Origin of the sequence: Mycolicibacterium agri (assembly GCF_002553505.1) — a bacterium.
GTDB classification, from domain to species: Bacteria; Actinomycetota; Actinomycetes; order Mycobacteriales; family Mycobacteriaceae; genus Mycobacterium; species Mycobacterium agri.
The window spans coordinates 1-25,597 of the sequence record NZ_PDCP01000046.1 but is presented as its reverse complement, the minus strand read 5'-3'; the positions used below and the strand labels follow the sequence as shown (position 1 = coordinate 25,597).

22 protein-coding genes are annotated in these 25,597 nt (G+C 65.7%); 5 read left to right on the top strand and 17 right to left on the bottom strand.

Features of this window, described 5'->3' with window-relative positions; genetic code table 11:
- The 5 genes from CQY20_RS22090 to CQY20_RS22070 are packed head-to-tail and all read right to left on the bottom strand — an operon-like array spanning window position 1 to window position 4,332.
- Window positions 1-651, bottom strand: coding sequence for a nucleoside/nucleotide kinase family protein (locus tag CQY20_RS22090; protein WP_097942225.1), 651 nt, complete (start codon window positions 649-651; stop codon window positions 1-3).
- Window positions 648-1,562 carry a PfkB family carbohydrate kinase gene (locus CQY20_RS22085; RefSeq protein WP_097942224.1) on the bottom strand — a complete coding sequence of 305 codons (915 nt, stop codon included), beginning with the start codon at window positions 1,560-1,562 and terminating at the stop codon, window positions 648-650. The genes CQY20_RS22090 and CQY20_RS22085 overlap by 4 nt, the downstream gene beginning before the upstream one ends.
- The gene (locus CQY20_RS22080) at window positions 1,540-2,334 is read right to left on the bottom strand and encodes an ATP-binding cassette domain-containing protein (RefSeq protein ID WP_097942223.1); all 795 of its coding nucleotides are present in this window, start codon (window positions 2,332-2,334) and stop codon (window positions 1,540-1,542) included. Before CQY20_RS22080 ends, CQY20_RS22085 begins: the two co-directional genes overlap by 23 nt.
- Window positions 2,331-3,332, bottom strand: a complete 1,002-nt coding sequence (locus tag CQY20_RS22075; RefSeq protein ID WP_097942222.1) for an ABC transporter permease — start codon at window positions 3,330-3,332, stop codon at window positions 2,331-2,333. Before CQY20_RS22075 ends, CQY20_RS22080 begins: the two co-directional genes overlap by 4 nt.
- A gap of 1 nt (window position 3,333) precedes the next feature.
- On the bottom strand, window positions 3,334-4,332 hold the full coding sequence (locus CQY20_RS22070) for a substrate-binding domain-containing protein (protein ID WP_097942221.1): 999 nt from the start codon (window positions 4,330-4,332) through the stop codon (window positions 3,334-3,336).
- A gap of 233 nt (window positions 4,333-4,565) precedes the next feature.
- Between CQY20_RS22070 and CQY20_RS22065 the strand changes: the two genes are divergently transcribed.
- The gene (locus CQY20_RS22065; RefSeq protein ID WP_097942220.1) at window positions 4,566-4,883 is read left to right on the top strand and encodes a hypothetical protein; all 318 of its coding nucleotides are present in this window, start codon (window positions 4,566-4,568) and stop codon (window positions 4,881-4,883) included.
- Window positions 4,884-4,966: 83 nt separating this feature from the next.
- On the opposite strand, the gene CQY20_RS22060 is transcribed toward CQY20_RS22065, so the two are convergent.
- Together CQY20_RS22060 and CQY20_RS22055 are read right to left on the bottom strand one after the other, a co-directional pair.
- Window positions 4,967-6,817 (bottom strand): AcrVA2 family anti-CRISPR protein, encoded by a 1,851-nt coding sequence (locus CQY20_RS22060; RefSeq protein WP_097942219.1) that lies wholly within the window; start codon window positions 6,815-6,817, stop codon window positions 4,967-4,969.
- Window positions 6,804-7,226, bottom strand: a complete 423-nt coding sequence (locus CQY20_RS22055) for a hypothetical protein (protein WP_097942218.1) — start codon at window positions 7,224-7,226, stop codon at window positions 6,804-6,806. Before CQY20_RS22055 ends, CQY20_RS22060 begins: the two co-directional genes overlap by 14 nt.
- A 328-nt stretch (window positions 7,227-7,554) precedes the next feature.
- On the opposite strand from CQY20_RS22055, the gene CQY20_RS22050 reads away from it, so the two are divergent.
- Both CQY20_RS22050 and CQY20_RS22045 read left to right on the top strand, forming a co-directional pair.
- On the top strand, window positions 7,555-7,839 hold the full coding sequence (locus CQY20_RS22050) for a hypothetical protein (protein WP_097942217.1): 285 nt from the start codon (window positions 7,555-7,557) through the stop codon (window positions 7,837-7,839).
- Window positions 7,840-8,156: 317 nt separating this feature from the next.
- On the top strand, window positions 8,157-9,359 hold the full coding sequence (locus CQY20_RS22045) for a hypothetical protein (protein ID WP_133119108.1): 1,203 nt from the start codon (window positions 8,157-8,159) through the stop codon (window positions 9,357-9,359).
- Here CQY20_RS22045 and CQY20_RS22040 read toward each other — a convergent pair whose 3' ends face one another.
- The 8 genes from CQY20_RS22040 to CQY20_RS22005 form a co-directional block, all read right to left on the bottom strand.
- Window positions 9,360-10,226, bottom strand: a complete 867-nt coding sequence (locus tag CQY20_RS22040) for a hypothetical protein (RefSeq protein ID WP_097942215.1) — start codon at window positions 10,224-10,226, stop codon at window positions 9,360-9,362.
- A gap of 977 nt (window positions 10,227-11,203) precedes the next feature.
- Complete coding sequence (locus tag CQY20_RS22035; protein WP_133119107.1) at window positions 11,204-12,241, bottom strand: Wadjet anti-phage system protein JetD domain-containing protein; 1,038 nt, start codon at window positions 12,239-12,241, stop codon at window positions 11,204-11,206.
- A 32-nt stretch (window positions 12,242-12,273) separates the two neighbouring features.
- Window positions 12,274-16,737, bottom strand: coding sequence for a coiled-coil domain-containing protein (locus CQY20_RS22030; protein WP_133119106.1), 4,464 nt, complete (start codon window positions 16,735-16,737; stop codon window positions 12,274-12,276).
- The gene (locus tag CQY20_RS22025; protein ID WP_097942212.1) at window positions 16,730-17,470 is read right to left on the bottom strand and encodes a hypothetical protein; all 741 of its coding nucleotides are present in this window, start codon (window positions 17,468-17,470) and stop codon (window positions 16,730-16,732) included. Before CQY20_RS22025 ends, CQY20_RS22030 begins: the two co-directional genes overlap by 8 nt.
- Entirely contained in the window at window positions 17,467-19,050 is a 1,584-nt protein-coding gene (locus CQY20_RS22020) for a hypothetical protein (protein ID WP_097942211.1), read from the bottom strand. Before CQY20_RS22020 ends, CQY20_RS22025 begins: the two co-directional genes overlap by 4 nt.
- A gap of 232 nt (window positions 19,051-19,282) precedes the next feature.
- Window positions 19,283-20,416: a type II toxin-antitoxin system antitoxin DNA ADP-ribosyl glycohydrolase DarG gene (gene darG, locus CQY20_RS22015; RefSeq protein WP_097942210.1), complete on the bottom strand. Its 1,134-nt coding sequence runs from the start codon at window positions 20,414-20,416 to the stop codon at window positions 19,283-19,285.
- Window positions 20,400-20,990, bottom strand: coding sequence for a DUF4433 domain-containing protein (locus CQY20_RS22010; RefSeq protein WP_097942209.1), 591 nt, complete (start codon window positions 20,988-20,990; stop codon window positions 20,400-20,402). The genes darG and CQY20_RS22010 overlap by 17 nt, the downstream gene beginning before the upstream one ends.
- 164 nt (window positions 20,991-21,154) lie before the next feature.
- A complete protein-coding gene (locus CQY20_RS22005) occupies window positions 21,155-21,595 on the bottom strand; it encodes a hypothetical protein (RefSeq protein ID WP_097942208.1) in 441 nt (146 codons plus the stop codon).
- 284 nt (window positions 21,596-21,879) lie between these two features.
- Between CQY20_RS22005 and CQY20_RS22000 the strand changes: the two genes are divergently transcribed.
- Window positions 21,880-22,956 carry a hypothetical protein gene (locus CQY20_RS22000; protein ID WP_133119105.1) on the top strand — a complete coding sequence of 359 codons (1,077 nt, stop codon included), beginning with the start codon at window positions 21,880-21,882 and terminating at the stop codon, window positions 22,954-22,956.
- On the opposite strand, the gene CQY20_RS34535 is transcribed toward CQY20_RS22000, so the two are convergent.
- Entirely contained in the window at window positions 22,850-23,560 is a 711-nt protein-coding gene (locus CQY20_RS34535) for a hypothetical protein (RefSeq protein ID WP_133119104.1), read from the bottom strand. The genes CQY20_RS22000 and CQY20_RS34535 overlap by 107 nt on opposite strands.
- A gap of 76 nt (window positions 23,561-23,636) precedes the next feature.
- Between CQY20_RS34535 and CQY20_RS21995 the strand changes: the two genes are divergently transcribed.
- A complete protein-coding gene (locus CQY20_RS21995; protein ID WP_097942206.1) occupies window positions 23,637-24,089 on the top strand; it encodes a helix-turn-helix domain-containing protein in 453 nt (150 codons plus the stop codon).
- 254 nt (window positions 24,090-24,343) lie between these two features.
- Here the strand turns inward: CQY20_RS21995 and CQY20_RS21990 are convergent, their stop codons facing one another.
- A complete protein-coding gene (locus CQY20_RS21990) occupies window positions 24,344-25,321 on the bottom strand; it encodes a hypothetical protein (protein ID WP_133119103.1) in 978 nt (325 codons plus the stop codon).
- Between the last annotated feature and the right edge of the window lie 276 nt (window positions 25,322-25,597).

The following is a 25,597-nucleotide window of genomic DNA, read 5'->3' as shown; positions in this document are numbered from 1 at the left end:
TCACGACAGCCGCACTATGCGGTCCGCGCGACATGCCGTCGACTCAATCAGTTGAGCGTTGCGCTCGTCGGGCCCGAAAGCCCACCGCGCCGCGTCCTCCGGGGATTTGCCGTACGCCTCGTGGCGGCGCAGCAACCGGGCGTGGCGGACCTCGGTGTCGAGCGCCAGAAACCAGACTTCGTCGATGCAGGCGCGCGCCGCGGGCCACGCACCGGAATCCAGTAGGAGGTAATTGCCTTCGGTGACGACCAGGGGCACCGTCGACCGGACCGGAATCGCCGATCCGATGGGCTCTTCGATCTCGCGTCGGAACCGCGGCGCATACACGACGGGGTCGTCCGGCCCCTGCGCGCGCAAGGTCGCGAGCAACCGGGCGTACCCGCCGTCGTCGAAGGTGTCATGCGCGCCCTTGCGGTCTCGCCGGCCGAGGGCGATCAAGACCTCGTTGGCCAGATGAAAGCCGTCCATCGGGACGAGCACGGCGGTGTCCGGCCCCAGCGCGGTGACGATGCGTTCGGCAACGGTGGACTTCCCGGCCGCCGGGGCTCCGCTGAGGCCGAGAATGCGGCGCTCGCCCGGAACGACAAGGGCCTTCGCCCACTCGACCAGCTGGTCCAGCGTGGCGTCCTGCATGTCCTGCTCGATGGTCACTTTCTCACTTTCGAATCTGCGGAGAGTTTTCTCAGCCACGCCCGCGGTCCGACCACCGAACACCGTAGTGCGGCGACGCCCACGCTTCGGGCGATGCGCTCGGCGACACCGCTGTCGCCCCGTGTGGAGTAGAAGGCATACGCGCCGTGGAAAGCGTCGCCTGCGCCGAGGGTGTCGACGGCGGCCACCCGTGGCACCGGCACCGAGCCGGACTGGCCGCCCGACCACCACTGGACGGGCTCACCACCGTGCGTGATGACGATGGTGGGGACACCGCTTTCGAGCAGCGCCGCGGCGGTGGCCTCCGGGCTGTCGGCGCCCGGCGTTCGGAAGTCATCCGAGCACACCATGTCCGTCGCGTGCGGAATGATGTCGGCCATCACGGGTTTCCACCGGCCGGCGTCGACGACAAGCGTGGTCCCGCGTTCTGCCGCGCATCGAGCGGCCGCGCTGGCGATCAGCGGATGGTGCCCGTCGACGAGTACCACGTCGGCGTCGGCCACCAGGTCATCGAGGTTCTCCGGTGGTGACGCGTCGGGGTTCACCGCGTCTTGAGAGATGACCGACCGATCCCCCGTGGATTCAATGACCGACACCGCGGATACCGGCACCGCGCGTTTCGTTCCTGCGGCCACGTCGACGACGCTGACGTCATGCTCGGCGAGGTCGGCGTGGACCAGACTGGCGATCGGATCCGCACCGAGGGCCGTCACGAGGATCGCTTTGCCACCCAGCGCCGCGAAGGTGACGGCCGCGTTCGCCGCCGGTCCGCCCGCGGCGACGAACTGCGCGGTCGACGTGATCTTCTCGTTCACCGCAGGCGGTTTGGCGATGCGGTGGATCACGTCGAGTGTGGCCAAGCCGACGAAGACCCCGACCGGGGGTCTGTCAGAGACCGGCGCGTTCCTCATCCGTCGGCTCCTCTGCGCCGGTCATGAGCGCGACGACCTCGGACATCGAGCGCTTCTTCGGGTCGACGACTCCGGCGCGTTGCCCGAGCCGATGGATGTGAATCCGGTCGGCCACCTCGAAGACGTGCGGCATGTCGTGGCTGATGAGCACCACGGGGATGCCGCGGTCGCGGATGGACTTGATCAGCTCGATCACCTGGCCCGACTCGCGCACGCCGAGGGCGGCTGTCGGCTCGTCCATGATGATCACGCCGCGGCCGAACGCGGCGGCCCTTGCCACCGCGACACCCTGACGTTGCCCACCGGACAACGTCTCCACCGCCTGGGTGACGGATTTGATCCCGATCTTCAGGTCGGCGAGGTGTAGTGACGCGTCGCGACGCATCGCCGGCATGTCCAGTCGGCGAAACAGGCTGCCCGCAAAGCCTTTACGGCGGATCTCGCGACCGAGGTAGAGATTCGACGCGATGTCGAGCGCCGCTACGACCGCCAGATCCTGGTACACCGTTTCGATTCCGGCCGCTCTGGCGTCGCGGGTGTTCCTGAACGACACGGGTTTTCCGTTCATCAGGATCTGGCCGGAGTCGGGAACGATCGCCCCGGCCAAAGCCTTGATCAGACTTGACTTTCCGGCGCCGTTGTCGCCGACGACCGCGAGAACCTCGCGCTCGCGGAGTTCGAAGTCGGCGCCGTTGATCGCGGTGACGTTGCCGTATCTCTTGACCAGCCCGCGCGCTTCGAGAACCGGCGCCCCGTTCTTTGCGGTCGTCATCGTGATCTCCTGCGCGCGAACTGATCCACCGCGACCGCGACGATCACCAGGATCCCAGTGGCGATGTTCTGATAGAGGCTGTCGACGCGGGCCTGCGTGAGACCGTTGCGCAATACAGCGACGATCAACATGCCCACCAATGTGCCGCCGACGCCTCCGCGCCCACCGAACAAGCTGGTTCCGCCGATGACCACCGCGGTGATCGTTTCGAGATTGGCGTTCTGATAGGCGTTCGGGTCGGCGTTGGGAATTCGACCCAGCGCCGCCCACGCGGCGATGGCGGCGATCAGGCCTGTCACGATGTAGACCGAAAGCAGCACGCGACCGGACTTGACGCCCAACAGGTCCGCGGCTTGCGGATTGCCGCCGACGGCGTAAACGTGTTTGCCCCAAGCTGTTTGGGATAACGCGTACCACATGACGGCGTACACCAGCAGCATCGCGACCACGCCGTACGTCGTCGAGAACGACCCGATGCGGAAGGACGTGCCGAGGAAGGTGAGCAATCCCGGCTCCACGCGGTAGGTCTCGGAGCCGGCGAGCAGGCGGGTGCCCGCCAGGATCGCCGTGAACGTCCCCAGCGTGACGATGAACGGTGGCAGTCGCAGGGTCGTGACAAGGCCGCCGTTGATCGCGCCAAAGGCCACGCACACGGCCAGCGTCGCCAGCAGAGCCACGAACGGTCCGCTGGCGTCGGCGAGTTGCGCCATCACGATGGTTCCGAAGACGGCGATGGCGCCGATCGACAGGTCGATGCCCGCGGTCAGGATGATCAGCGTCTGGCCGACCGCGAGGATGCCGACGACCACCGACTGCTGAAGGATCAGCGACACGTTCTGCGGGTTTAGGAACGAGTCGGAGATCGAGCTGAAGATGACGACGGCGATGATGAGCGCCAGCAGCGGACCGACCAGCGGCTCACGCAGGAGGCGTCCCACACCGAACCGGTTGGCAGTCGGCTCCGTCGCAGTCGCGGCAGGCGTTGTGGTCACAGACATTTCAGCCCCAGCAGTTCTGTTCGCCCCAGGCGGTGTCCTTGGACTCGATGCCGGGCATCGGCTTGTCCGTGATGAGCTCCGAACCGGTGTCGTTGAAGCCGCTGGGCTTGGTTCCGTCCTGGGCGAACTTGACCACGGCCTGCACTCCGAGCTCGGCCATCTTCGCCGGGAACTGCATCACCGTTGCGCCGATCTTCCCGGCTTTCACGTCGGCGACTCCCGTGCAGCTTCCGTCGATCGATCCGATGGTGATCTGGTCGACGCGGTTGGCTGACTGGATGGCCTGGTAGGCGCCGGCGGCGGCGGGCTCGTTGATGGTGTAGAGCGCATTCGCCCCCGGTGCGCGCTGCAGCAGGTTCTCCATGGCCGTCTGCGCCTTGGTCTGGTCGCCGTTGGTGTTCTCCCGGCCGACGATCTCCGGCGAGTTGTCGGCGATGCCAAAGCCCTCGAGGAATCCGTCGTGGCGGAACGTGTCGACGGTTCCGCCCGGGGTTCCGTCCAGCATGATCACCTGCGGTGGCTTGCTACCGAGGGCGGCTCGCACCCATTTGCCCTGGCTGACACCTGCGGCCTTGTTATCGGTAGCGAACGTGGCGTCGACTGCGTCTTCGGGGTCGGTGGCGGTGTCGAGGGCGATCACGACGACACCGGCGTCGCGCGCCTTCTTGATCGCATCGAGCACGCCGGTGGACGAATTCGGGGTGATCAGAATGCCTTTCACGCCTTGGCCGACCATGTTCTCGATGGCCGAGACCTGACCTTCGTTGTCGCCGTCGAATGCTCCCGCCACCGCGATGAGCTCGGCGCCGTCCTTGTCGGCCTGGGCCTGGGCGGCCTCTCGAAGTTTGACGAAGTACGGGTTCGAATCGGTCTTAGTGATCAGACCGATCTTGACGCTGTCCGAACCTGAGCCGCCGCAGGCGGTCACGCCGAGAACCAACGAGCCTGCCATGAGAACGGCCCCGACGGTGCGGGTGCTTCTGCTGGCGATTCCGAACATGTGTGGACTCCCTTGCCCCAGGCGACGCCCGGCCGCGCCGCGTGTTCTGGGTCACACTAGCCCGCGCGAAAGCGCTTGCGCAAGCGCTTTCGTGTCGGTTTTTCGCCAACTTTCGGGAAGTCGCCCAGGCCGAGGGATCGGTCGAGGGGTCAGCGCCTTTTGTGCATCTGGCGACAGGATCCCCCCGGAAACCGTCACTAGATTCACAAAACAAGACAGGGGGCTGACACCCCATGAAACTGCCTGTCGCGCGGGAACACTCCGGACCGGCCGGGCTGGACTGCACCGATGTCGACGACGTCGGTGGCGACGACGCGATACGCCGCGACCATACCGACGGACCCCGGCCGCGCCGACGTCGACAACTGAAGTTCGTGAAGATCGCGATCGTCATCATGCTCGCCGCAGTGGCGGGCACTTTCCTGGGGCTGTGCTTCTACGTCGTGCACCGCACGGGCAGCGTCGAGGGCCTGGCCGACATCGGCGACACCACGCTGCTGTCAGTCGTGGTCGCCGCGTTGGCCGTCGCTGGCGGCGTCCGCCGGAAGTAGCAGCGGCTTATGCGCAGTCCGGGTTACGAATCTGCGCAGGCGCTGGGGCGGGCGAGCAGTCTTGTTCAAACCCGCTGATGCGGTTATGAACTGATGGCCGCAGACTCCGACAGCTTGGGTTCCGGCAGCCGATAGATTTGAGGCCGGTCAGCACCGAGGCGGCCTGCGTTGACCATCACCGGCGCGATCCGGACGCGGCGGGTCTGGGTGCGGCCGGGACCGAAGTGCTGGCGGCGCCAGTGCCCGCGCCGGCGGTGCGGGGCCGTCGTGCGACCCGTGGGCTCACCTTTGACCGCCGGCTGCTCCTCCACCGGGGTGGTCGCGGTGACGTTGAGGACATGCACGGTGTCTTCGCGCTTGCGTGCGGCACCTGTGTCGCTGCCTTCCGGCTCCTCACGCTGCTCCTCGGCGCTGCGGGAATGGCCAGGACGATGCCAGTCCGCCCACGCTGCCACCGCTGCGGCGTTAGCGACGAGATTGCCGTAACTGGTGGCCTGCCGAGACGCCGGAATCACCCAACGCCCGAGGACGCGGCCCGCGGCCGCCGAGGGAACGGCGACACACCAGGCGAAAAGGTCGTCCAGGTGGCCGTGGGAATCGGCGATCAGCAAGACGGCCTCGATGTGCGCGCCGCGGGAAGCGATCGCATCCCACAACGTCGGCAACGGCGCTTGAAAGCTGTTGGTGGCACCGATGAACATGTCTCGGCCGTCGGGCAACACCTTGCTGGTTGCCGCCAGATGGTCGATCCAGCGCATCCGCGGGTCGCCGTCGAGAACACTCGGGTCAATGGCTGGAAGCCGCGCGGGCTCGGCGAATGTGACGAGGACCTGCGGGAACGGCATGCGCAGATCCTCGATGTCCTCACCCGAGAGCGGCTCGGAATCCAGGTAAGCGATGGTGTGACCAGGCGGCAGCCAGAACGGCACTGCTGCAGCCGAGGCGACGGCCACCCGCCCGTTCACCTCGGTGCGATGACGACCCCACGCGCCGATCGCAGAGGCCGCATACCAGGCATGCATCGACGCCGCGTCCGCCGGGGCAGGGTAGGCAGGACCGTCTGCCACCGGAGACGGAATCGACGACTCCGCGGCAAGAAACACGTTGCGCTGCAGGGTGTCAATGAAAGCGTCCGCAACCTTCGTCGCGCCGGCGGCCGTCGCAGCGTCTCGCTGCGCCGCGGAGCCAGTGGACAACTCCGTGATGGTCGGCACCGACTCAGGCGCGGTCACGGTCACAGCCGACGTCACCGGATTGGCGCCGAGAATCCTGCTCGCCGAATGCTCATGGTCTTCGGCGATGTCCAGCCACGGCACCGGTGTTCTGAACGCGATCAAGGCGGCGGAATCCGCAGCAACCATCTCGGTGTATCGGTCCCACGCCGAGTCGTCGACGTCGGTCACATCGTCGGGCAATGCGATCCCCGCCGCCGCGGCGGCCACATCGGTAAGGGCCTTCTTTTGTTCGGCGGTGAAGTCCAACTGTGGCCGCGTCCGCAACCCACGCGCCCGCTGAATCGTGTCCACCGCTTCACCTTTGAGGTTGGTGGAATAGACACCCTCCAGAAAGCGCATCCGATTGCCGGTAACCAGGGCGTAGAAGTACTCCGCACCCAGTTCCCGCAACCCCCACTCGGTGACCTTCTGCGAATGCCGCCGGATCGACCGATTCGCCGCGGCCCGGTCACGCGTGACGGCCCGGATCACTTCGCGGTCGTCCGTGATCCGCTGCAACTGCGGTGCACACACGGCGTCGCGCGCCGCGATCGCCTCGGCGAGATCGGCACGCAGTCGAGCATCCAATTCGGAGCGTTCGCGCATCTCGGCCAACCGCCGCTGTTCCTCCACCAGTTGGTCGCGCAACCGCACCAAATCTTCGCCGAGCTGAGACGCATCACGATTCTGCTTGCGCGACTTGTACTTACCCTTGGCCATCGCACTCACGCTCCTCCGGAAGGAGGCTTTCCAAACCGGCCGATCTGAGACGCTCGGCGATTCGAGCGCGACCCCGATACGCCTCGGGCAGCTCGTCGACGATCGCGTCGCGGTGCTCCCGGATGTGCACCGGCGCCTCGTCCAGCACGGCGCCGAGCCGCTCAATGTTGCGGGCGATCTGATCAGGCTGGCGCCACTCCTCATGGAGGGCGGCGATGTCGGCGGCAACCTTGCGGCGCGCCTCCTCCAACAGGGGGCTGGTCACCGCGTCGCGGTCCCGGTAGGCGCGCGCCGTGGCCGATCGCAGTGCCTCCGGGTTTGCGAAACGCTGCTCGAGATCGGTGCGCGCCTTGACCGTCGCGCGCACCTCCCCCTCTAGGCGCCGCAACTTCTCGACGTCTTCGGCCATCCCGTTCCCCTCCGCTGCCCCACAGGCCCGCTGTCCGGTTCGATGATGCACCCCTGGTGCGACACCTATCCAGCGCCCCGGCCTCTCCCGACGGCGCGAAACCGGTGCGTCCCGGTGTCCACGCTCCGGCCTAGCATCACCTGTACAGGAACACGAGGTCGCCCTTTTGACGGCATGTGCAACCACCGCGCCGAGAACGATCCGCTCTGTCAGCCTTGACCAGTGCCCGTCCAACTATGCGGGAGCAACTACTACCGATAACAGCCGACTATCTCGGCACACGCCGACTCATCGTGCTGTCCGTCGGTCGCGCGGATATTGTCTAACGATGGTCGGCAAAGCGGATCGCGGCGACCTCGCCGCTGACCAGAATCCCGGGATTGGTTCCTCGTCGGCATCGAACCGCGCTGACGCGACGCTCTCTTACACCGACAAAGGCTTGCAGGACCACTTCGACGTCGACGGCTACGCGATGATGGTCCACCAAGCCAACATCAAGCTCGGTTTAAGCGACGCGCAGAATGAGTACAACACAGCGCCTGGACTGCGGGATCTGCTCGCACAGGCATCCGCGGCATCGACGGTCAGCCGACGGCGTGCCCGCCGAACTTAGGCATCCGCGCTACGGCTGCGCGGCGACGGGCCTTGGACCGTGAGTCGAGGGGCCCGAGCCACCGATCAGGAATTGCATCGAGACGGTTCGCATGCTGACCAGCACCTAATCGGCGCGCCCGTCGACGCACGAAATCCCAAACAGAAACATGCGGGGCCGGGCTCGGTCAGTGCGATCCTGACCGTGTGCGCCGCGACCAGCCTCTGACCGTTCGGCAGGTTCAGGTCCTGACGTGGATCTCAGAAGGTTGCCCTGACGGCGTCTGGCGGGACTTTACCTACAAGACAACCGCATACGCGTTGGCGGCACGCGGGCTGGTGACAGTCGATCGGCGCCGCAAGCAGTGGTCAGCCTCGATCACCCCCGAGGGCGACTTCTTCCTCTCGCACGGCCGATTCCCCACGGATGCCGCACCCGAACACGATCTTCAAACATCCGAGAGCATTTCGGGTGCAGATGATTTCGCGACGAAGCTCCTCGCTGAGCTCAGAACCTGGGACGGGCAACTGACGGTGGTGTCGCCCACCGATCGTCAGCGGGCGCGCTATCGGCGGGCGATTCACCACCTGATTACCGACCACCAGGTTCCTCAGGGGTTCGCGCTGCGGCACACCGGACGCGATCGCGGCGATCTCGTCATCCGCCTCATCCGCGAGGCCGACGAACCGCAGCCCGCTCTGACACCCCAAGTGGTGGTGCCGCAATCAACGAGTCAGGTCAGCGACGAGGTGCGCACGCTGGGATCCGCAGTCCGGATGGCGGTCACTGAGCCGTCGATGGAGCGGGCGTTGCGCATCCTGCAGGCCATCGCCGGCGAGTGCGCATCCCGGAGCTGGACACTTGACCGTGATCCACGAGACGACCGCCGGTTCCAGATCAGCACCAGCGGGTGTTCCTTCGAACTGGGCCTCCGTGAAGAACTCGTCGACCGCGAGGTGCCCGACGACGAGAAGCTCGGCATGGCGAAGTATTCCTGGCAGCGAGTCCCCTTACAGGTCAAGAAGATTGGGTCGGGACGGCTGACACTGCAGCTGGGCCAGTACTACCGCACGAGGTCCTGGTCGGACCGAAGCCGTTGGACACTGGACAGCAAGCTGGGCGCGTTGTTCGCCGAACTTGACAGCCGGGTGGCCGAAGCAGCCGCGCAGCGGCAGCAACGCGAGGCCGATCTGGCACGGCGACAGCAGGAGTGGGACACCGCAGTCCTCGGCGCGAAGCAGGCCTACCTGGTCGACCTCAACCGGCGGCGGTTGCACGAGCAGGCCGCCCAGTTCGCACAGGCGCAGGCTCAACGCGACTATGCCGGCGCCCTCGACGGCGTCCTTGCCGGTTGCGCTGACGCGTCGGCGGCCGAGCCGATCCGCAGGTGGCAGCGATCGGCTCTCGACGAGGCCGACAGGATCGACCCGATCAACAACCCCGACATGCTTTGCCATCTCGAACCCGACACCATTTCGCCCGACGACTACGCGCCGTTCATGCCCCAAGGCATGAACGCACACCGGCGCCCCACGCAGTGACTAGGACTCGCCGTGACGCAGCATTTCCACCGGGGTTCCCAGCTGGCGGGCCAGATGCTCGGCCTCCCGCTTTCGGCCCGCCGCACGCAGCGCCTTGATCGCGGACTCGGCGATCTGCCCGACGCGGTGAATCTCCTTGCGCAGCTCTACCAACTCGTCGTACCGATCGACCGCCCCGGCGCCGCACCATTGCCGCAGGAGCGCCCGGCGCGGCTTGTAGTACTCGTTGTCCGTCTGGATGCAGATATCGGCTGGAATGGTGTAGTCCGGCCGGGAACCTCTACCGCGATACCAACGCCCGTGGATCGCCTCATAGCGCGCCTCGCCCTCCTCTTTCTGCACGGCCTCCAGGATCGGGGTCGGGTTACGCCGCGCGGCGGCCGCCGCAATCGCTTCGGTGACCGGCCAAGGCGCCACCAGGTCCTCACGCTCGGTGAACCCATCGGGACATTGCGTCCACAACACCTCATCCAGGCCGGTGATCTCGGCCAGGCGACTCGACTTTGTGATACGACAAGCGCCGGACTCCCGATACTCCAGGCGCGCGACATCGTGCTCGACCAGCGTTTCGAAGACCACCTCTGCGGCTCTGCCGACCGAATCGTCGCCGATACCCAACTCGTCGATGCGATTCCAGCGCGCCTCGTGTTCTCGGAACCCGTCGACCGCGGCCCAGCGCACCTTCAAACGCGCCGGCGAGACCCACTCCTGGCGGCCCTCGAACCTTTCGTCAACGAACCGCACCAGCACCCGGGGTGGTCGCTGTGTCCCCAGTTTGAGCACCTCGACTTCGACGACGTCATCGATCTGGCGGGCACGATAGGCCCATGACTCACCAACCTGAGGGTGATGTTCCGTGGTCGTCACACGACAAGTGTCCGGCCCGGACGGTTCCAAGCGAGTGTTTTCTTCGGAGCCGCATCGACGTAATCCCATTGACTTCCATCAGATCTAGTTTCTGACCGTGGCCCCTGACCACGACGCGTACGAATGCCTCGGCGACCTCGAGGCCCCCTTCACAGTGACAGCCAAAGACGAACGCCGGCAACAGGATCGACAGCGGGTGCGTGACTCCATGCGATGCGACGTCGCACCACTGAGTTACGAGCAGTACCGTGAGGGCGCGCCCTGCCCTGGATGCCGACGTCCGTATGTGGATGCGGAGCGGTTCGAGAACAAGGGCACAATGCATTTTTCCGACGCCGAGCGTGCCCGGTACGACGACGAAGAGACCCTGTTCAAAGCCACCCACGGTTCGTGCGGATCCCATCGCCACAGGGTCTCAGGATCGCTGCCCATGCATTGCGGCAGGTGCTGTCCGATGCCACCATTGTCTCCCGCCCAGATTGCCCGGCTTGGCGTGTTACTGAGACCAACCCCCTCACATGAATTGATGGTTTGGCATCTGCGCCTGTACTGCGGGCACACCGTTGAGCGCACCGCCCATTCGAGTCACAAGACCATCCACGCCGCCTTTTGTGGCGCAGTCCGATGTGAGCAATGCGGCCTTGACCCGGCGACAGTAATCGATGCCCGTGCGATCAGGCCGGCTGAGAAACCACCGCACCAAGCACCGACACCTGCGGCCCGCAAACCTACTCGTGCCGAACTTGAAACACGGATACAGCAATTGGAGGCAGAAAACGAACGGCTTCGTAGCAGTCAGAGTTGAGTCGAAGATGTCGGGTGCAGGCTTGATTGCATCTGGACGCGGGTCACAGTGGACCAGGCCCGACGGAAACGCCCATCGATCAACCGCTCGCCGGGCACCAGCCACGATCCGCCCAGAGAGCCCGCTAGTAAAGGCCTTCGCGACCGCTCGACAACGAGCGGTGTGTGTCGACTCAAGCTGGCTCGCCGCGGTGCGGGCGCAATGCGGCCGCCCACTCTGTGATGACAGTGGCTGGCACCGCTTCTTGGGCGACACGGCCGCGCGCTGAGCGAACCGCGGCGAAGTTGGCGTGCAAATCCCGCCCAAGCCATTCGCGCCCGATGTCCGACCACGTGACGGTGCCGACGGCTTGTACTGGCCGGTCGGCCATGGCTGCCCAGAGTGCGGTAGCGGGCCGTACGGGTGGTCCGCCGAGGTGCGTGGACGCGGTGGCGGCATCGACGGCGATCGCAAGCCCTTCTGGATCCATGTCACCCCAGTACCACACGGTGCCGCCGACAGGGCCGCGGCCGGCGACATCGATGGTGAGCGTGGGTGTTTGGGCGGGAAATGACTTGCCGCAACCCCAAGCGACGACACCGACGGGGTGCGCGGTTAAGTGATTGCGTAGAGCCTCAACCGCAACCCAGTAGGTATCGCTATTCTCGACCACCAGCAGGTCCAGGCCGGATCCGACCTCGGCGGCGGCCAGTGGCGGCGGAAAGCGCCGGCAAACAAGCAGCTCCAGGTTCAGTAGCCCCGGGCCAAACAGCGGCGACGAGCGTGCCAAGCGCTCCAACCGTTTCTCGTCACCGAATAGCTGCACTGACCGGTATCGCATAGGCACAATGGGCACATCGATGCCACGGGTGTCTGCAAGCCAACTATTCACTGCGACAAGATCATTGAACTGCGCGTTCGACAGGGTCCGCAGCGACGCGATCCAGCCCAACTCTCCGCACCACGGGAACTGTGTCCACGGGCGTGCTCGAACATCGCGCCGCGCAGCGGGAATTCTCACCGACCGCGGCAGGGCCGGAAAGGTTGAGGTATCCCACGCCCCGGCGGGCAGCTTGATGACTCCGTCGCTGGCCAGTTCGGTCAGTGCCGCGGCCAGACCCGCAACTTGGCCGGGTTCGCCCACCAGCTTAGGAGCCGTCCTGGCCCACAGAGCGGTGAGTTCACGCCGGGTCACCCTGACTTTGCCGCTGGCGACGAGCGCTTCAGCCAAGCTGCGAATTTCGGATTTGGACACTGCAGCTGTCATTGCAGTACTTCGTAGCGCGTGGCGTCGACCCAGTTCCGCTCGGCATCGACGGGCCTGCCGGAGGTGAGCCCCTCAACGACATCGACGCCGTCGACGACGCGGTCACGCAGCCGGAGGTAGGACAAGTTGCGGCGCAGGTCGCCGTCGTTGCGGAGCTTGATGATCACGGATCCAGGCCCGCAAAACGCCTTGTCGACGTTGGCGTCGTTGAGGCCGGTGGCACACACCAGCTGCAGACCTGTATGTGCGGCCAGCCAATGCTGCATCTTGATCAGGGCCTCGGCCGATGCTGCGCCGAATGGGTTGTCCAGCAACAAGGTTCCCGGTGGCCGGGCGCCGCCGGCGCGGTGCGCCGCGCGGACCCGCGACAGCGCGCAGTACACCAGCACCGCCAGGGTGAGGACTTGGCCGCCGGAGAACTCGTCCGGGATGCGCTCTGGTGGGCAGTACATCACTCGTCCGTCGATGCGGGGTTTGAGGATCTCCACTGTCCACGCGCCTGCCCGGGACCGGTCGACGACGGTGTCGCGGACGGCGTCGGCCAGCCAGCGGGTGCGGATCTCGGGTGAGGCGACGCGTTTGGGGTTGTCAGCCAGCTCCACGGCCCACCCGTCGACGCGGTCGGCGAGCCGTGACGCTGCAACGTCATCAGGGGCTTCGTCGAATCGGATCTTGATCGCTGCCTGACCTGTGAGTTCGCCCAGCCCCGCGGGCAGTTGCGAAGATCGCGATACCTCACGCAGCAGTCGGCGTTGTTCGCGGCACAGGGATACGAGGCCGTCGCGCAAGATCGTGCGGTGGGTGTCCATCTCGTCTAAGTCGCCCCGGGCGGCGGTGGCCGCCTTTCGCACCCGCTGCCCCAGCAGAGTGGCTTCGGCTACGAGTTCATCGTCGCGCAACAGCCGGATCCGCGTGAGTACGGGCTCATCGAGATCGCGCCAAGTCGCACTGTTGGCAATCGCCCGCGCGGTGTTGACTGCCTCTGACAATTGCTCACGCGCCAGTCGGGCGGCTTCCTCGGCTTTGTTGCGTGCTTCAAGGAGCGCCCCCATTCTGTCGCCGGCGTCGTCTACCGGACCGGTGTAGACGTCCTCGGTGGGGGTAGCGCCGTACGGCCACATCGTCAGCAGTCTGCCGATGGTCTTAACGTCAGCTTCGTAGGCGTCGCGCAATTCGATTGCGTCGGTCTCTGCTTTCTCTGCGGTATCGCGCCGGGCGAGCAGTTCGACGTTTCGCCGTTCCAATCGCACCAGCAACTCTGGAATGTCTTGTGGAGTAGCCGGTTTCCATTCGGGGATATTGCTGAGGTCGACGTAATTGTGTCCGGATGCCGGTTGCGCCTTACGCACTGCATCCTCGGCGATTCTGCGCTGATGCTCGGCCTGCAGCCGTCGTCGCTCGCGTGCCTGCCACACTTGCTGTGCGCGGTGTTGAGCGGCGATGAGTGATTCCGGCGAGGACGCCTCGGTGGTGCTGGCAAGCGTCTCCGCGCGGGCCCACGTTGGTGGGTCGACCCGCTCTCGGCGGCGCTGTGCTTGTCCGAGAACGCGTTCGGCACGGCGCAGTAGTTCGATCTCGACTATCCCCGCTGCTGCGGTGGACAATTCGTCGCGAGCCGCTGTCCACGCCGCGCGCAACACTTCGAGATTGCCACCCGGGTCAGGGCGGGCACCGTCGACCGCGAGCTCGCTGCGCTCCTTTTTCCAATTGTCGCCGTCGGTCTTGGCCCGGGCGAGATCCTCGGCGCTGGACGCTATGGTGCTGGAGGCCTCCTCTCTGTTCTCGGCGGCGATCTGCGCATCATGTTCGGCGCTCCGGCGTGCATCGTCGGCGGCGGGACGCCGTGCTTCGGCTGCGCCAGCACTCTCCGCCAGCGTCACAAGTCGGCCCGCCTCGGATGCGTGTCCGTCGGCGCGCGCCGCGTCGTCGCGCGCCGTGATCACTGTGGCGCGGGCCTCACGTGCTGTCGCGGCGTGGGTGTCCCGATCGGCGAGTAATCCCCGGCGCCGCTCCGCGGCCGCCTCCACTGCTTTGGTTGCACTGGCCACGAGGGCTTGCAGAGCATCGTCGCTCGTCGCATCCCAACGGTTGATGAAGGCTGCGCACATTGCCGCGGCCTCGCGATGCGCGGTGGCCGCCGCGCGTGCGCGCGATGCGGCAGCACCCTCGCTGTTCGCAGTGTCGACCAGTTCAGCGCGGGTCGCCTCGGCCCATTGCTGATCCCAGGTGGCTCGGTGCGGCAGCACCACGTACTGGGAGCGATCGTCGGAATCGGTTGTCGCGTTGATGCCGGACGGCGGGGTCGTCACTGTGACCGGGGTCCGCGTGCGCGGTGGGGCCTGTTTGAGATGCTCGACCGCCGAGTCGAATCGTTTTGCGTCAGAGACGATCACGCCGCCGCCGATGTCGGGGTGTGTTCTGATGAATTCGGCTCGCACGTCGGGGTTGGCGACGTTGCGCTGAATCCAGTCCAGTCCGGTGACTACCCCTGCGCCAACGGCGCGCAGTGCGTCCAGGACGGCGATTGTGTCGATGCCAGTGGGCGCGGTCCCGGTTTGATCGAGCTGGGCCAGTTCTTCGCGCGCCTCGCGGGCGATCGTCTCGTGGTCGTGGTATCGCCGGTCGGCGTCGCGGGCTGCCTGCTCGGCCAATTCACGGGCCCGCGTGACGTCTCCGTTGGATCGCGCCGGCCCGCCGAGCAGGGCGCCGATGGCATCGAGTGTCGACAGTTCGTCTATGCCTGCGGTGTAGTCGTCGAAGTTCCGCTGGTGCGATTGCGCAACACTTCGCAGCTCAACAAGTTCGGTGTCAACGGTGCCGATCTGGATGTCACACTCGCTGCGGGCGCGCTCGGCCTCCTGCGCTCGTGCGTGTTCCTGTTCGGCGCGCTGGCGGGCACTGCGCCGGGTGTCTTGCCAGCGGCGCTGGCATTGCGTGGGTGATTCGTCGGCCGTCAGCCATCCGGTGGCCTGGGCTGCAGCGGTGGCTTCGTCGGCGGTGCGCACCGTGTTGGCGATGTCGGTTAGTTCGCGGCGAGCCGACTGCAGTCGTTGGTCGGCGTCCTTCTCGGCATCTATCGCCTGTTGCAACATGGCCTTCGCGGCGATCTGACGTTGCTCGGCTGCGCCGGCGGCGACACGGGCCTGCGAGATCAGGGCATCCAGTCGCCCAGCCAAGGAGGCGGCCTTCGCGGTGACGTTGTCGCGCAGCGGTTCTAGACCGGCTTGCGCGTTGTCGTAGGCAAGTTTGGCCTCATCGCGTTCTGCGGTACGCTGCGCGATGTCGATCACGACGTCGACCGCCTCCCACGCAGCAACCTCGTGGCCGTCCCGCTCGGCCTCGGTAACACATTGTGTCTCATGTTCTTTCGCGACTACCACCCTCGCACGGGCATCTTCGAGCTGCAGCTGCAGACGGATGTCGCTGACCTGGCCGTAGTCTCTGCGTGCCGCCCCCAGCTCTTCGCTGGCCTTCTCTACTGCGGCACGTTGTTCGACTAGGTCGGCGTTATCACGATTTAGGCGATTCTTTAGTGCGCCCGCAAGATCGGAGCCGGCGGCATTGGCCCGTATCGCTGTCGCTTCCGTCGCGTCCACTGCCTGGTCTCGGTCAGCGATCTGTTCGATGCGTGGGGCGACCTCGACGCTGAATCCGTACAGCGCCTCTAGGCGTGGGCGGTCAGCGGCCAGGTCCGCGTAGGCCGCGAGTTTGGAGGTGAAATCAGCGATGTCTCGGTCGTCGTTGAGTGCGGCGATGAAGAACCGCACCACGTTGTCGGGTGAGTTGAACGACGACACCAGTTTCTCGGCGCCGGTCTCGGAGTCATTCATCCGCATCTGATAGCGGAACAGTTCCGGGTCGATGCTGGTGCGGTCTTGCAGTGTCTGTTCCCAGTCCTTCTGGTTTGTGGTGGGGGCCACCCCTTGAGCCTCGGGGTACTGCGCTATCAGTTCTCGGACCGCGTCGATGAACGCCGCGTACACGGTGCGGTGACTATCGCTAACGAACGGGAGGTCATCCATGCCGGGCAGGCCCGGGCCGGTTCGGAATAGATACCAGGCGCGGTGCATGTTCGTCGTCGATCGCTGCTTGTGACCGGGTTGGCGACGACCCTCCTTCCATTCCATCACCGTTCCTGCGATGGTGCGTACCCCGGTGGAGGCGTCCTCCCATTCGCACACCACATGCGCCGTGTCACCGGTCAGCACATAGTCTCCGAGGTTCTTTCTACCGACCTGTTCTCTCGATGCGGGCACGATCACGCTGGAGATCAGGGTGATCAGAGTCGACTTGCCGCCGGTGTTGGTCAAGGACAACAGGACTCGGCTGGCTGCGCCAGCGGCAGTGGCGAAGTCCAGATCCAGCGGATCGAAGCGGGCGCCGTCCGGTCCGACACCCTGTAGCCGTAGACGCCGCAGCCGCAGCGGTGGCACCGGCAACACCGCCTCTGCGCTACTCATGGTCGCCGCCGGCAGCGGTAATCTCAACGCTGTTGTCTGCGAGTCCGTTGACGAGCACGTACAGCTCTGAGTCCTCACACAGTGCGGCGACGGCGTGGCGGAACCGCGGTCTCGCCACCCATGTGCCGCCATCAACATCACCACGCGACGTGAGATAGCCGGCCTCGACAAGCAGCCGGCACACCCTGGCGACAACCCCGGGCCGATCGTTGCCTGAGCGGCGCGCAGCATTCGGGCGCGCCGGGGCCAGCGCCAGCCAGCCACGCCAGGCCTCCAGCATCTCCTCATCCACGCCGCCGTCACCGGTGGCGGCTTCGGCGTGGGCCTGCACGGCACGGTCGAGAGCGTCGACCACCGATCGGGTGGTGAACACCGCCATCCGATCGGGATCATCGAGCATCACCGCCTCCGGGTAGGTCGTGTAAGCGATTGCGAGGATCACCGCGCCGACCACCGCGCGCTGGAGGGGCTGCGCACGTTTCATCACATCCGACAACGTGACCCGCAGCGGTGAGTCGGGCGCCGCCGCCACAATGGCGCCCTCACGTTCATCGACGGTCACATACAGCCCAGCGGCGGCGAAAGCGGCGTCGACTGCGGACGCGAAATCCGCATCGCCGCGGTAGCGACTGACCAGCCGGTGGTAGTCCTCGTGGCGGGCCGGCGTTTCTCGCGGCCGCGCCGCCCAGCCCAGCAACCTGCCGATGTCGGCGGCATCTCGAGTGAAGCTCATGCACTCAACTCCTCGGAGGCACCCTCGAGGTCCTCAACCAGTAGCTGACCCGCATCGCTGGTCTCAGCCGCTGTGTCGATATCGGCAGACACCACAGCCGGCACGAGCAGCAGATCGTCCGAACGGATCCCATCGGCGTCGATCAAGTCGCCGGTTGCCATCGCCACAACCAACTGTTCCCCGGCCGCGCGCCCCGACAGATGGGTTGCCCACGCACGATGTGCGGCATGCAGAACGGCCGCCGCCAACAGATCAGAGTCCAACGGTTGGCCGTCGCAGTCAGCGACCTCGGCCTCGCGAGCGCGGGTCAAGAGTTGGGAGAGCCGAATTGGCGTGTCAAGACTGGTCAACAACGCCTCAGTCGTGTCTTCGTAAGGCTCCCACCACTGCGGCTGGTCGTCGTCGCCGAACTCGGGTTCGCTGATCTCCTCTCCTGCGTCGGGAGTGCGGGGCGGGGCGCACAACTCGTCGGTGAGGGTTGACAATGCCGGCCACCAACGCATGCCCACCCCGCCGACGGCGGCGAGCAGTCGCCCGCTGGCCACCAGACAATCGCTGATAGGGCGGGCCAGAAACGGGCCGAGTAGGTCTGACCCCACGTTGACGCGGTGGGCAGCCTGCGGCGGCCGAGCGAACCGGTCGTTGAGTGCCTCCCGAAGTCTGCTGCGCGCGCCGATCAGGTGCCGGTGCAGCTCATTGTGGCGATGCCGGCATTCCCGCAGGATTTCGATCAACTGGTTGGCCGCGATGAGCTGCGCCGAGTCATCGACGACCGAACGTCGCTCGGCCACCGCATCCATCAGCGCTGCCTCAGCTTCAAGCCTGGCCCGCACGTGCGCGAGCGCTGATTCCAGCAAGGTAGGAACATCGCCAAGCCAGTCATGGGCATCAGGATTGATCAAGGTGTCGGCCACGATGCGCCGGACCCGCTCCTGGTATTGGATCGACCGGTACCGCGCGTGCCGCGCTATCTGCACCGCTGAAGCCACCGCACCCCGCGCGATCAACGCACTCAACTGCGCTTCATTGGCGATCTGTGCGGCTTCGATATCGAGATCGAGGGCTTCAACAAAGATGTTGATCGCTTGCTCGGAGGCGCGCAGATGCTCACCGCCGTCGTCGCCACCGGAATGCACGTACAGCAGCCTGAACCGTTGCGCCACCCACCGCGGTCCGGTCTCGGCGTGCACCACGTACGGGACAATGTGTACATCGGTGGTGACCAGCGACACCACTACGCGCTCGGCCACCGCCATCCACTCATCGCCGCTGGCGTCGGGAATTTGTCGAGCCGCCTGGCCGGCGGCGTAATCGACCGCCTCATCCCATGTCTGACCAGCCGAGATTCCCATGGCCAAGGCCACCTGATCGATCACAGCCAGCGCGATGTTGAATAAGTCGTAGCTGCCCCAGAAGTCCCCGTCGTACTGCGCCTTGTTCCTCTCGACGTCGGTCAGCACCTGGATCGGCGCCAACGCGCGCCGCCGTCGCGAGATCGACTCGTCATCGGTGGGAATCGTGACTGTCCACCCCTCCGCGGGCGCGGACGGGAGCTGCCAGTCACTGCCATTTTCCTGCATGCACATCCACCGCAACGCCGACGGGACAACGTCGTCTCATAGTAGGAGTGCCGACCGACACTGGTTTGCTGACCGACCAACAACATCCTGAGCAGGAAAATGCCACGGTATTTGCCGATGCTCATGGCGAAGCATCAGTGTGATCGTCGGCTCCGCATATCCGGAGTGCACGACTTGCGTTGCGGTGCCGCTACAAGCTCAGTGCTGCCACGCAGCTAGCGCATGGGGTCGGTCAGGCGTCCGCGAACTCGTCGATGAGCTGTTCAGCATCCTCGTCGAGGTCGACCTCAAGCCAGCCGCGCAGTCCAAGAACGGTCAGGGCTTCGACTATGGCGCGGCGATCCAACGGCGGCTTACGTCGGGCCTTCCATCGCTCGACCCCGGCGATCACTTCGCTGGCGGTAGGGCGGCGATCGTATTGGCCGGCGAGTTCGGCCGCGGTGTAGTGCACCGTCGCGGCGACCTCGGCGGTCGAGGTATTCATTCGTGACATCAGATCGGCAGTACGGTCCACGGCTTCACGCCACGATTCCATTCGGCCGCGGTAGTTTTCGACAGCATCGCGGTAGGTAGGGCCGACGCGGATTTCGAAAAGCCTGCCATGCTGCTGCTCGATCGCGAGGCCGTTGTTCTGTAGGCGGGCGATGTGGCCTTTGAGTGTTCGCGCGAAGGGGCCGTAACTGTTGCGTTCGAACTGCAGCCCGGTGGGAATACCAGTCTGGGATGCGAAGTAGACCAATTTCTGGAACATGGTGTGACCGACTGGCCAGTGGTGTGGCTGGCGCTCCAAGCGATCGAGAACGGCGATAATGGCCACCCATTCGGGCGGAACGAACCGTTCTTGGGTCCGGTCAGTCGTAGCGCGCTCGGCGGGCATGAGGGCCAGCTGCTCGACGTCGGGTGACTCGCCGGCAGGCACATAGAGCTCGACGGGGATGTCTAGCCGCGCGAGATGTCTTGCGAGGGTTGGCTCTACCACCTTCCATTCCAGCTGGCCGTTGCCGCATCCCAGTGGGGGCACGGCCAGCGACGTAATCCCCCAGTCTTGGTAGTGGGCTTGCAGGTAGTCCAGGCCGTCGACGATGTCTTGTAGTCGTGAGACTGCGCGCCAGTGGTTCTTGGTGGGGAAGTTGATGACCCAGTGGTCGTCAGCCTTGAACAGGTAGGGACGGCCCAGGCGGACCTCACCGCGATCGCAGCGTGCCACGTAGTCGTCGAACATGTCTGGGTATCGGCGTTTGAACGCCAGGGCGATGCCTTTGCCCATCACGCCGACGCAATTGACGGTGTTGACCAGGGTTTGTGCTGATGAGTCCAGAATGTTGCCGGACACCAGCCGAACGTTGTTGTCACTGGAAGAAGACATGAGCGTTCACCTCCACCGCGAGTTCAGCCGCGACCGTGGCGCAGTTGGCAACAACCTGGTTGGTACACACATAGCAGCCGATGAAATGTTCGGGTCCCACCCGGTCGGGTACAAGCACTTCAGCGCAGCGTTGCCGCTTCTGTTCCTGCTTGATCCAGGGGTCGGAGTGGTCCCAGTCGTCGGTGTAGACCCGCTCTTGGTTCAATGCGGCCAGGCCGGCGGGGCACGGCAGGAACTGGGTTGCACCTGATGCGGCATTGCCGTCGGACAGCACGACTCCGGGCATGTCGAGGACCGCCGACGACACACGCAACACCGCAATCGTCGATCGGACGTTTCGGCGGCGATACATCATGGCGTTGCGGGCGTCGAAGTAGAGGTTGACGTAGTCATGCAGCAGGCGCCCGTTGGGTACGCGCTTGCCGACCCGGTTGCCCTGCACCGATGGATCGGCGATGGAATCGTGCGGGACCTCAGCGGCGCGGTGATGGCTCAGCAAGCCGTAATGAACGATGGATGCCAAATTGGCGATCGGCGTCATGTAGTGCAGCTCATTGACTCGACCGCGCTCCACCTGGCCATTGTGCCGACCCTCGCCCCCGGAATGATCGATTCGAGTCAAGCATGGCCATCCGACAACACTCCGACGGCGCCACCGGGTGTCTTGGCGGTTATCGCTGAGGCAGCCCCACCGCTGGCGCAGCCCAGGTGGGCGCCCCGCTGCGGGTGATTGGGCTGTCAACCGATCTCCTCGGCGTCGGCGCCGAGGTATTGCGCCACCGCGGTGGCCAGGTCAGCGAGGTGCTGCACGACCGGGTCGTCGTCATCGGCGAACACCAGTAGTCCCTGCACCCGGGCCAGCTGGGTGCGCAGCAGTTCCTCGGCGTTGCCCGCGCCAGCCACCGCGTCGGCGCCGTCGGGTGCATACGTGTTGTTGTCGGCGCGAAGTTTCGCGACGTTGTCTTCGTAGTGCCTCAGGCGGGCGCGGGTCTTTCGGCGTTCGGCGTCGACTTCGCGTCGGCATTCCTCAGTGCAGTAGAGCTGGCGTCGACCTCGGGTCAGGTTGCGCTGGAACTCGTTGCGGCATTTCGGGCGAGCGCAGACCGCGGTCACGGTGTCGGGCGGCGTAGGTCTGCCGACGCCCCGCGACCGCCGCAGCGGCACCACTCGACCGTCCATCAGCTCCGCGTAAATCGTGCGTAAAAGGTTCCCCAAATGTACCACTGATCCGTGATTGAACTGCGGATATGCAAACCATATGGCTGAGCAAGATCACGTGTAGATGCCGGTGACGCGCCGAGATATTCCGTTGCAAAAGGCGCGGCATACGCGCGGTCCAAAATGGACGTCGGCTGCGAGTGATACACCGGAGCCGGTGTGTTCTGCGGCATCCCCAGTTGGGGTCATACGAAAGGGTTGATGCGATGCGCGCTGCGCCGGCTGACCAGCCGAAGGTGCCGAATGTGGGATTTGTGGCTGCCCACGCCCCAGGCACCGACGCGGTGGCGACGGCCGCCGAGCACACCCGCAGCAGCGGTCATGCTCTGGTGACCGGCCCGTACTCCGGGCAGGCAGGAGCCGCGAGGCTGCGCGCGACCGCCCGCGGAGCCTTTCTGATCGCCGACAGCGGTGACTGGCGTGGTCGCTCCGCGTCGGTTGACGAACCCACCGCACTGCACAGCGGCCTGGATCTCGTCGACCTGGACACTTGGGCGGCGACCATTGCCGCCACGACTGGCGCGGCCGCCGTGCTGACCCCCAGCTATCACATCCGTCCCCACGCATGGGAAGTCCTCGACGCGCTGCTGCAGACCACCGCACGGGCAACCGATCCCCGCTTGATCACGTTTGTGCCGATTAACGCCGCAGCCCTTGAGAAGGCGAGCATCTCATCGCTGTTGTCGTGCTTGAAAAGCGCGCGCGGTCGCCGGTTGGCAGTCACCTTCACCGGTCCGAAAAGGCCGCTGGCCGACAAGGAGCGACTGTCCGGTCTGCGTGTACTGCTCGACCAGCACCGCGGTCTCTGGATCCTGGGGGTCGATCCGCTGGTGGGCACCGACGCATTGGCGCACGGTGCAGCCCTGGTGGCGGTCGGCACCGGGCACTCCACCCGCCACCCCGACGGTCCCGGCGACAACACCCGCGGCTTTTCCCTTGATCGCCTGCCCGGGATGCTCTATCTGCCGTTGCTGGAACATCGCAGTGCGCGCAAGCTGGCCGACTGGTTCGCCAACCGCCCGCTGGGCACGTGCGCAGACTGCGGCCTAGACCCCGACCGCCTCGACGCCATCGAGGCCGACCGTATAGCAGTGATCAAGCACAACCTGCACGCCACAGGTGACCTGGCCGCCGAAGTGATCGGTCGCCCGAGGGCTCAGCGCGCGGCCTATCTCAGCGACCGCCGAAACGAAGCGCTGACGCGCCACGTCGGCCTCAAGCCGTTGGTAGCGCCAGTTGAAGCGGATCTGACGCTTCGGCTGCTGTGCGAGCTGGACGATCCTCAGGGCAGGGTGACGACGCCACAGGGTGCGTGGTGCTGATCCAGCGGCGGTAGGCGTTTTCGTGAAATGCCCATCCCGCGGCTTTTTGGCAGCGCAGCCGAAACGGTTCGGGCCGCACCACTTCCACTAGCTCACCGTCGTCGCGCACCCATACCCCGACCCCGTCGAAGCGGGCCTCCCACGCCACATCGCCGAACCGGGTCGGTGCGGCGGGAAACACCGCGACCATCTGACAAAATGGTGCGAATTGCACCACGCGACCCAGGACGCGCCGCCAGTTCGTGCCCTCGACCACCGCCGCGGCCACCGTCAGCGGAGTCTGCAACCGGCGGATCACCCAATCTCCGTCGAGATCAACGACCCCCGCCGGTGCGGCGCGCAGAATCTCCACCTCCCGCACGTGCAGCGCACCAGTGTGCACAGGTGTGCCCCACGGAAGAGACAACAGCACGTACAGGAGCCCGCGGCCCGTTACAGCCCCTATCCCGGCCGACTGTCGGCGAGCGTGTTCGTCATCATCGATGGTCACCAACGCGTCGGCGCGGTGGCCGGCGGCAATCGCCCCGCCTGGCACCGGCAGCCACCGCCCAATCTGTAGCTGTAGCGGCGTTACCGGTTCTGCGACGTGCATCGGCAAGCCCACTTCGGCAGGTTGTCACATGTGCACATATGCGAGACGCTTAGACACGCGAGTATGCACAGTTGAACGGATTGGCAGAGTGGCGCCCCCTCAAGATTCAGAGCAGTACACGGCGCGGCACCTCGCGCAGATGTTGGGGCTCGGCACTACAACCATCACGAATTGGACCAAACGTCACCAGGCGCCGCTGGCGTTCCGGAAAAGCGGTGGGCGGATTCTGATCCGCTGGGGCGACCTGATCACGTTCCTCGACGCCCACCCTGGACTCCCCGCGGTTGCGCGCGCACGCGACCACATTCGCAACGCCGGCCTCACCGAGGAAGCGGTCCAACCATCAAAGCCACAGAATCTGGCTGCTGTTGCGCGCGCCGCGCATGCCGCCGCGAGGAGCGCAAGCCAAGCCGCCCTGACCGCTGCCCGAAAAGAAAAGGACAGCGCCGCCAAGCATCTTCAGATCGTTGAAGACCTCGTCGCGGCGATGACGAGTCTGGATCGGGCGTTAACGACGGCCCTCGGCGGAACCGCAGAATGAATCGCAATCCGGCGTCGGAAGCCGACATTCTCAGCCGGGTCACGGCACACCATGCTCCCCGCACCGACGCGAGCCGAGGTGAGCGGGCAATGGCTGAAGCGGACGCTGTCAATGGGCAGGACACAACTCCGTGGTGGTACTCGGACCCACGGAGGTGGTGGCGACCTGACGAGCGCGGGCAGAAGCGGCGCAGCGGCCCCCGGCGCCAAAACTGCGATGGTCGCGTGGTGAGTAGTCGATAGCGATATCCAGCCCTAATCGGGCAGCGGCAACGCCTGCCGCACGATCAGCGTCGCGACGTCGATCGCGTCGCGCGCGTCGTCGCGGCGGATCACCGCTCCTTGGTGCGTGGCGGCATTGCGTCGCGCGATGAGTCGGTCGTAGTAGTCGTCAGGTAGCGGCCCACCCCGGCTAATCCAGTAGCGGCAGAGCCGACCCAGCATCCGGTTGTCTGACAACGTCTGCTCGATCGCCGCGTCGTCGAGCCCGTCCTGGGTGAGTCGGGCGGTGATCAGCCGTGTTACGGCCAGCTCGGCGGCCAGGCCAGCGTCGAGCACCGCACGACGAAAGTCGTAGCCGTTGAAGAACGACCGCGCGTCCCGGATCACCAGCCACTCATCTGGCGGCCGCCCGGATTTCTGCCCGAGCGCGATACAGCGCCGCAACCCGGCGGCGTCGACTGGCGTGTAGCGGATCATGTTGTACCGCCCCAAGGTCGAATCCACCCGCGACAAGCCCTCGTCGACGTGGTCGAGCTTGGTCCACAACGTGGTCCCGTTGAAGTGAACACCCGGATCGACTGGTCCGAGCCGTGACAGATCCTGCTCGTAGAGGACCTCCACCCAGCCGCCAACCGTGAGCCACCACGCTGGCATCGCTTCCGCGACCTCCCGCGCCACCCGCGAGCTGCCCGCGCCATCGGAATCGACCTCGATACATAACCGAAACCTGTCGATGTGCACCGCAAATGGAGTGTTGTCTGCCCGCCACAAGGCGGCGGTCCCCCAAAACGGATCGACACCCGCAAGCCGGCTCTGCGGGACTTCGGCCTCACGGTAGAACCAGTCGGGCTCAGTCAACGCAATGTGATCGGGCGTCACTCCGTCCGCGGACGGCAGCGTGATCGCGGCGTGGTGGCCACCGACCTCGATCGCAAATTCCTCGCTCAGCGCGGACGTGATCACCGTGAACGGAAACGGGCACCGAAAGTAACCCTCAATCACCCGCGACACATACCGATGATGCACACCGCATCAGCGAACACAACTGTTGGTCGGCCGACACCCCAACCATCCCGGCACCGGCCGCCTCGAACCCCACGCCCTGGTCACACGACCCCGCACCCGCCCCGTTTCACCCCTGACGGGCATCATCAACCCATGCCTGAGCGTGACGAATTTCCCCCAATGGTGCTCACAGACGTCGATAACCTGGCTGTGACAGGTTGATTTGGCCCCGGTAGGACGGTCTGTTTTGGCCCCGTCCGCCCGACTCGCCGGTGCGGTTGT